The 6,233-nt window shown below is 62.8% G+C and carries 4 protein-coding genes; 3 read left to right on the forward strand and 1 reads right to left on the reverse strand.

Annotated elements, in window-relative coordinates; translation table 11 throughout:
- The first annotated feature begins 46 nt into the window (after window positions 1-46).
- Complete coding sequence (locus AC0L2U_RS13545; RefSeq protein WP_109658718.1) at window positions 47-451, forward strand: Fur family transcriptional regulator; 405 nt, start codon at window positions 47-49, stop codon at window positions 449-451.
- Between the two features lie 176 nt (window positions 452-627).
- On the opposite strand, the gene polA is transcribed toward AC0L2U_RS13545, so the two are convergent.
- Window positions 628-3,579, reverse strand: coding sequence for a DNA polymerase I (gene polA, locus AC0L2U_RS13550; protein WP_164762617.1), 2,952 nt, complete (start codon window positions 3,577-3,579; stop codon window positions 628-630).
- 413 nt (window positions 3,580-3,992) lie between these two features.
- Between polA and AC0L2U_RS13555 the strand changes: the two genes are divergently transcribed.
- Complete coding sequence (locus tag AC0L2U_RS13555) at window positions 3,993-5,378, forward strand: M20/M25/M40 family metallo-hydrolase (RefSeq protein WP_128364028.1); 1,386 nt, start codon at window positions 3,993-3,995, stop codon at window positions 5,376-5,378.
- 125 nt (window positions 5,379-5,503) lie between these two features.
- Entirely contained in the window at window positions 5,504-6,124 is a 621-nt protein-coding gene (locus tag AC0L2U_RS13560) for a ribonuclease D (RefSeq protein ID WP_127809295.1), read from the forward strand.
- Window positions 6,125-6,233: the final 109 nt, after the last annotated feature.

A 6,233-nucleotide genomic window follows, 5' to 3' on the forward strand; every position in this document is an offset into this window, starting at 1 on the left:
CGTTGTGCGCGGCACAAGCGACGCAAGGCGAGTTGGAAACAGGATCATGGCGGCAAGGGATGTGCTGACGAAGAACCAGCTGTGCGTGCTCGAGAAACTCGAGACCGCCAGCGGACCGCTCAGTGCCTACACCTTGCTCGACCAATTGCGCGAGCGCGGTTTTCGCGCGCCGCTCCAGGTCTATCGCGCGCTCGATACGCTGGTGAAGTCAGGTTTCGTGCATCGGCTCGAAAGCATCAACTCCTTCGTCGCCTGCGCCGAGCCGCACGACCACAGCCATTCGATGACTGCCTTCGCGATCTGCGACACATGCGGGCAGGTCACCGAAATGTCCGACCACGATGTCGGCCACCAGTTGGACGAATGGGTGCGTTCCACCGGCTTCGCCGCCAAGAAGGCGGTGATCGAATTTCGCGGGACGTGTGCCAAGTGCCTGGCCGAAGCGGCCTAAGGTGCGTTGATATTCAGGTGATGCCGGCCTGCAAATGGCTGATACCTGCGCTTCCCCGTTCTACCGCGTCGCGGTAGAACTGTGCTCACGTACGAAAAGTATGCTCCGCTCCGGTTCTCGGAATCCACCATTTTCGGCTCGGCCTGACCTGAATCTCAACACACCTTGCGTTGGCGCTAATGCGCCTCGTCCCAGTTGTTCGCCGCCCGCGCGTCGACGTGCAGCGGCACCGACATCGAGACCGCCGGCATCGCCGCGTTCTCCATGACGTGACGCACGACCGGGATCGTTGCCTCGACTTCCGCCTCGACGGTCTCGAAGATCAATTCATCATGCACCTGCAGCAGCATGCGTGCCGAAAGGCCTGCTTTTTCCAGCGCCTCCTCCATGCGGATCATGGCACGGCGGATGATGTCGGCGGCGGTGCCTTGCAGGCGGGCGTTGATCGAGGCGCGCTCGTTGAACGCGCGGAGCGAGGGATTGGACGATCTTATATCGGGGTAATGGATGCGGCGGCCGAAGATCGTTTCGACAAAGCCATGCTCGCGGGCATAGGCCTTGGTCTCCTCGATATAGTCTCGGATGCCGGGGAAGCGCTCGAAATATTTCTTGATGTAGTTGCCTGCCTCCTCGCGCGGGATCGACAGCTGGTTGGCGAGACCGAAGGCCGAGATGCCGTAAATGATGCCGAAATTGATCGCCTTGGCGCGGCGGCGGACTTCCGAAGGCATGCCTTCGACCGGCACGTTGAACATCTCCGACGCGGTGATGGCATGGATGTCGGCGCCGTCGGCGAAAGCCTGCCGCAATTGCGGGATTTCGGCGACATGGGCGAGCACCCGCAGCTCGATCTGGCTGTAGTCGGCCGAGACCAGGCGGTGGCTCTTGTCGGTGATGAAGGCGGTCCTGATCTTGCGGCCTTCGGCGGTGCGAACGGGGATGTTCTGCAGGTTCGGGTCGGAGGACGACAGCCGGCCCGTCGTCGTCGCGGCCAGCGCGTAGGACGTGTGGACGCGCTTGGTGTCGGGGTGGATGAAGCCCGGCAGCGCATCGGTATAGGTCGATTTCAGCTTGGTCAGCTGGCGCCAATCGACGATCTTGCGCGGCAGTTCGTGGCCTTCGGCAGCGAGATCTTCGAGAAGCTGCGCCGAGGTCGACCACTGGCCGGTCTTGGTCTTGGAACCGCCGGGCAGGCCCATGCGCCCGAACAGGATGTCGCCGAGCTGCTTTGGCGAGCCGATGTTGATGCGTTCGCCGATGAGCTGGTAGATTTCCTCTTCAAGGCGAGCGGCGCCCTGGGCCAGTTCGCCGGAGAGCCGCGACAGGATCTGCCGGTCGACCGAGATGCCGCGCTGTTCCATGCGCGCCAGCACCGGCACCAGCGGCCGCTCCAGCCGCTCATAGACAGACACCAGGCCCTTGGCGGCAAGCCGCGGTTTCAGCACCAGCCAGAGCCGAAGCGTCACATCCGCGTCCTCAGCGGCATGAGCCGTCGCCTTGTCGATGTCGACCTGATCGAAACCGACGGAGCTTTTGCCCGAGCCGGTCACATCCTTGAGTTGGAGAGGGGTATGACCGAGCCACTTTTCGGCAAGCGCATCCATGCCATGACCATGGGGCGTGCCGGCATCGAGCACGTAGGAGATCAGCATGGTGTCGTCGAACGGCGCGACATCGATGCCGTAGCGGCTCATGATGACAAGATCGTATTTCAGATTCTGCGCCACCTTGAGAACCGATCGGTCTTCGAGCAGCGGTTTCAGCACGGCCAGCGCCTCGCGCAGCGGAATCTGGTTTTCGAGCGCGCCACCACCGAGCAGGTCGCCATTGCCGCTCATGTGGGCAAAAGGAATGTAGGCGGCGCGGCCGGGCGCTGTGGCGATGGCCATGCCGATGAGTTCGGCCTGCATCGGATCAGCCGATGTTGCCCGGACATCGAAGGCGGCGATGCCCGCCTCCCGAGCCTCGGCCACCCAGGCTTTCAGGGTCGAGACATCGCGAATGCAATGATAGGCAGAAATATCGATCTTGCCGGTGGCCGCGCGCTCCAGCCGCAGTGCCGCGAGCAGGGAAGGGGTATCGCCTTGTTTTGACGTCTCCGCCGTCCCGCCGGCTTCGTCCGGTTCAGTGCCGGACGCGTTTCGGGCAACCGGCGGCAACCCGGCCCCGACATCTGGGCCATGAGCATGATCGGCGCGTTCGACGGTGACCGCGACGGCCTGGACGTCGCCGGCCTCGGTGCTGGTCGCTTCCGCCACACGGCGGGTCAGTGACGTGAATTCCATGGTCTTCAAGAAACCGATCAGCTTCGGGCCGTCCGGCGCGTGCAGGACGAAATCCTCCAGTCCCTCGGTCACCGGCACATCGTTCATCAGCGTCACCAGCTGACGAGAAATGCGCGCCTTGTCGGCATTGGCGATGATCGATTCGCGCCGCTTGTCCTGCTTGATCTCGCCGGCCCGGGCCAGCAGCGTGTCGAGGTCACCGAACTGTTCGAGCAGTTGCGCCGCCGTCTTCGGCCCTATGCCGGGCACACCAGGCACATTGTCGACCGAATCGCCGGTCAGCGCCTGCAGGTCGACCATCTTCTCCGGCGGCACGCCCCATTTTTCTATGACTTCCGGAATGCCGATCTGGCGGTCCTTCATCGGGTCGTACATGGCGACCGTATCGCCAACCAGCTGCATCAGGTCCTTGTCGGAGGAGATGATGGTGGTATCGCCGCCGGCTTCGCAGGCGAGCCTCGCATAGGTGGCGATCAGATCGTCGGCCTCGTAGCCTTCGATCTCGACGCAGGGCAGGTTGAACGCCCTGGTCGCCTGGCGGATCAGGCCGAATTGCGGGATCAGATCTTCCGGCGGTGCCGAGCGGTTGGCCTTGTATTCGGGGTAGAGGTCGTTGCGGAAGGTTTTCGACGAATAGTCGAAAATGACGGCGAAATGCGTTGGCACAATGCCTACATCGGTGTTGCGGGCGTCGAGCATCAGCTTCCACAGCATGTTGCAGAAGCCGGAAACGGCGCCCACCGGCAGGCCGTCGGATTTGCGGGTCAGCGGCGGCAGCGCGTGATAGGCACGGAAGATGTAGCCGGAGCCGTCGACAAGGAAGAGATGATCGCCTTTTTTCATGCCGGCAGGGATAGCGCGGCGCGGCGGCTTGGTCCATGCCAAAGGCAGCGTCGACTATCGGTTCCGGCAACACCCTGACAGATCGCCGTCACCCTGCTCACGCCTATGTTACAAAACTGTAATTTTCGTGCCCTTGAATCGCCACGTTCAGAGACCCAAATACACGTCATCGGCAGTTTTCGCCGAGTCCGGAGCAAGGCCCGTCCCCCGCCTATCCCGGATCCTGCGGCAGCCTATCCCCCTCTCCGGGCTGCCGCATCGTTTCGAGTAGAAGGCCGCCGTGGTTCCCCCTCCACCACGGCGGTCTTTTTTATTCCAGACAGACGTTTGCAGCCCGTGGTCCAATGATCGCGGGCTTTTCGTTTTCCTGTCCTGCCTTTACGGTTCGGGTTCTGAATCGAAAGGCTTCACATATGTCCGCAATTTCCCCCGTCCTCGACCGTCTCGACAACAATCTCGACCAGAGCCTCGAGCGCCTGTTCGGCTTGCTCAAGATCAAGTCGATCTCCACCGATCCGGCCTTTGCCGCCGATTGCCGCAAGGCGGCGGAATGGCTGGTGGCCGAACTCAAGCTGATCGGCTTCGACGCCAGCGTTCGCGACACACCAGGCCACCCGATGGTGGTTGCGCACCATGACGGCCCGGCCGGTTCGCCGCATGTGCTGTTTTACGGCCATTATGACGTTCAGCCGGTCGATCCGATCGAATTGTGGGAAAGCGATCCGTTCGCGCCTGCTGTCAAAGAGGTCGGGCCGGATCACAAGGTGATCACCGGACGCGGGTCGGCCGACGACAAAGGCCAGTTGATGACCTTCGTAGAGGCTTGCCGCGCCTGGAAACAGGTGCACGGCAATCTGCCTTGCCGCATCACCATCCTGTTCGAGGGCGAAGAGGAATCCGGCTCGCCCTCGTTGAAGCCGTTCCTCAAAGCCAATGCCGACGAACTCAAGGCCGATTTCGCGCTGGTTTGCGATACCGGCATGTGGGACCGCGAGACGCCGTCGATCTGCGTGGGATTGCGCGGGCTGGTCGGCGAGGAGATCACGGTGAAGGCGGCCGATCGCGACCTGCATTCCGGCCTCTATGGCGGTGCCGCCGCCAATCCGATCCGGATCCTGGCCAGGGTGCTGGCCGATATCCACGACAAGGACGGCCATATCACCATCCCCGGCTTCTATGACGGCGTCGAGGAAACACCGTCGCAGATCCTGAAATCATGGGAGACGCTCGGCGAGACCGCCGAGACGTTCCTGGGACCGGTCGGCCTGTCGATCCCGTCGGGCGAAAAGGGCCGCTCCGTGCTGGAGTTGACCTGGGCGCGGCCGACGGCCGAGTTCAACGGCATCATCGGCGGCTATACCGGCAAGGGCTTCAAGACGGTGATCGCGGCGGAAGCCTCGGCGAAGGTGTCGTTTCGCCTCGTGCACAAGCAGGATCCCAAGAAAATTCGCGCTGCGTTCCAGAAATTCGTCAAGGAGCGGATTCCGGCCGACTGTTCGGTCGAATTCCATCCGCATGGCGGCTCGCCGGCAATCCAGCTTTCCTACGACTCGCCCTTCCTCGCCAAGGCCAAGAATGCGCTGTCCGACGAATGGCCGAAGCCGGCGGTGACGACGGGCAGCGGCGGCTCCATTCCGGTTGTCGGCGATTTCCAGACCTATCTCGGTATGGAATCGCTGCTGGTCGGGTTCGGCCTCGACGACGACCGCATCCACTCGCCCAACGAGAAATACGAGCTCAACTCCTTCCACAAGGGCCAGCGCTCCTGGGCGCGGATTCTCGATGCCTTGACGCGCTGAGCGGCGGAAACTCCTGTTTTCCTGTTGATTTTTCAGCGGATCGCGGCGAGGACGGGCCACAAGACAAAGCGCTGCAGCGTCCCTTGCGGGTCAGGGGACACTGTAGGGCTCGACCGGAGAAGACAATGGCCGATATCCGTTTCCACAAGCATGATCTGCCCGACCTCTCGCACTACAATGTCGGGGCAGTGGCCATCGACACCGAGACGCTCGGGCTCAATCCGCATCGTGACCGGCTGTGCGTGGTGCAGATTTCGCCCGGCGACGGCACGGCCGACGTCATCCAGATCGCGCCTGGCCAGAAGAAGGCGCCGAACCTCGTCAGCCTGCTGCGGAACCGTGGCGTAACCAAGCTGTTCCACTACGGACGCTTCGATCTTGCCGTGCTCTACAATGCGTTCGGCGTGATGCCGGAGCCGGTGTTCTGCACCAAGATCGCCTCGCGGCTGACCCGCACCTACACCGACCGCCACGGGCTGAAGGACATCTGCTTCGAGCTTCTCGGCGTCGGCCTCTCCAAGGCGCAGCAATCGTCGGACTGGGCGGCCGAGACGCTGTCGCCCGAACAGCTCGAATATGCAGCTTCCGATGTGCTTTATCTGCACCGGCTGCGCGATGTGCTCGCCGGACGCCTGGCGCGCGATGGGCGGACCAAGGAGGCCGATGCCTGCTTCCGCTTCCTGCCGACGCGTGCCAAGCTTGACCTGATGGGCTGGGACGAAGAGGATATCTTTGCCCACAGCTGACGGTCGTCCGGCCAGCACATCGCGCAGCCGGTACCGGCTGGAACCGGATGCGGGCCGCGGCGTTCTGTCGGCTCAGTTTGTCGGTGCAATTGGGGGATGATGACATGGC

The organism is Mesorhizobium sp. WSM4808 (assembly GCF_055811675.1).

What these genes read in the sequence shown, in the direction of transcription:
- AC0L2U_RS13560 (WP_127809295.1), top strand. Translation starts at nt 5,504, where the DNA reads ATGGCCGATATCCGTTTCCACAAGCATGATCTGCCCGACCTCTCGCAC.
- AC0L2U_RS13555 (WP_128364028.1), top strand. Translation starts at nt 3,993, where the DNA reads ATGTCCGCAATTTCCCCCGTCCTCGACCGTCTCGACAACAATCTCGAC.
- polA (WP_164762617.1), bottom strand. Translation starts at nt 3,579, where the DNA reads ATGAAAAAAGGCGATCATCTCTTCCTTGTCGACGGCTCCGGCTACATC.
- AC0L2U_RS13545 (WP_109658718.1), top strand. Translation starts at nt 47, where the DNA reads ATGGCGGCAAGGGATGTGCTGACGAAGAACCAGCTGTGCGTGCTCGAG.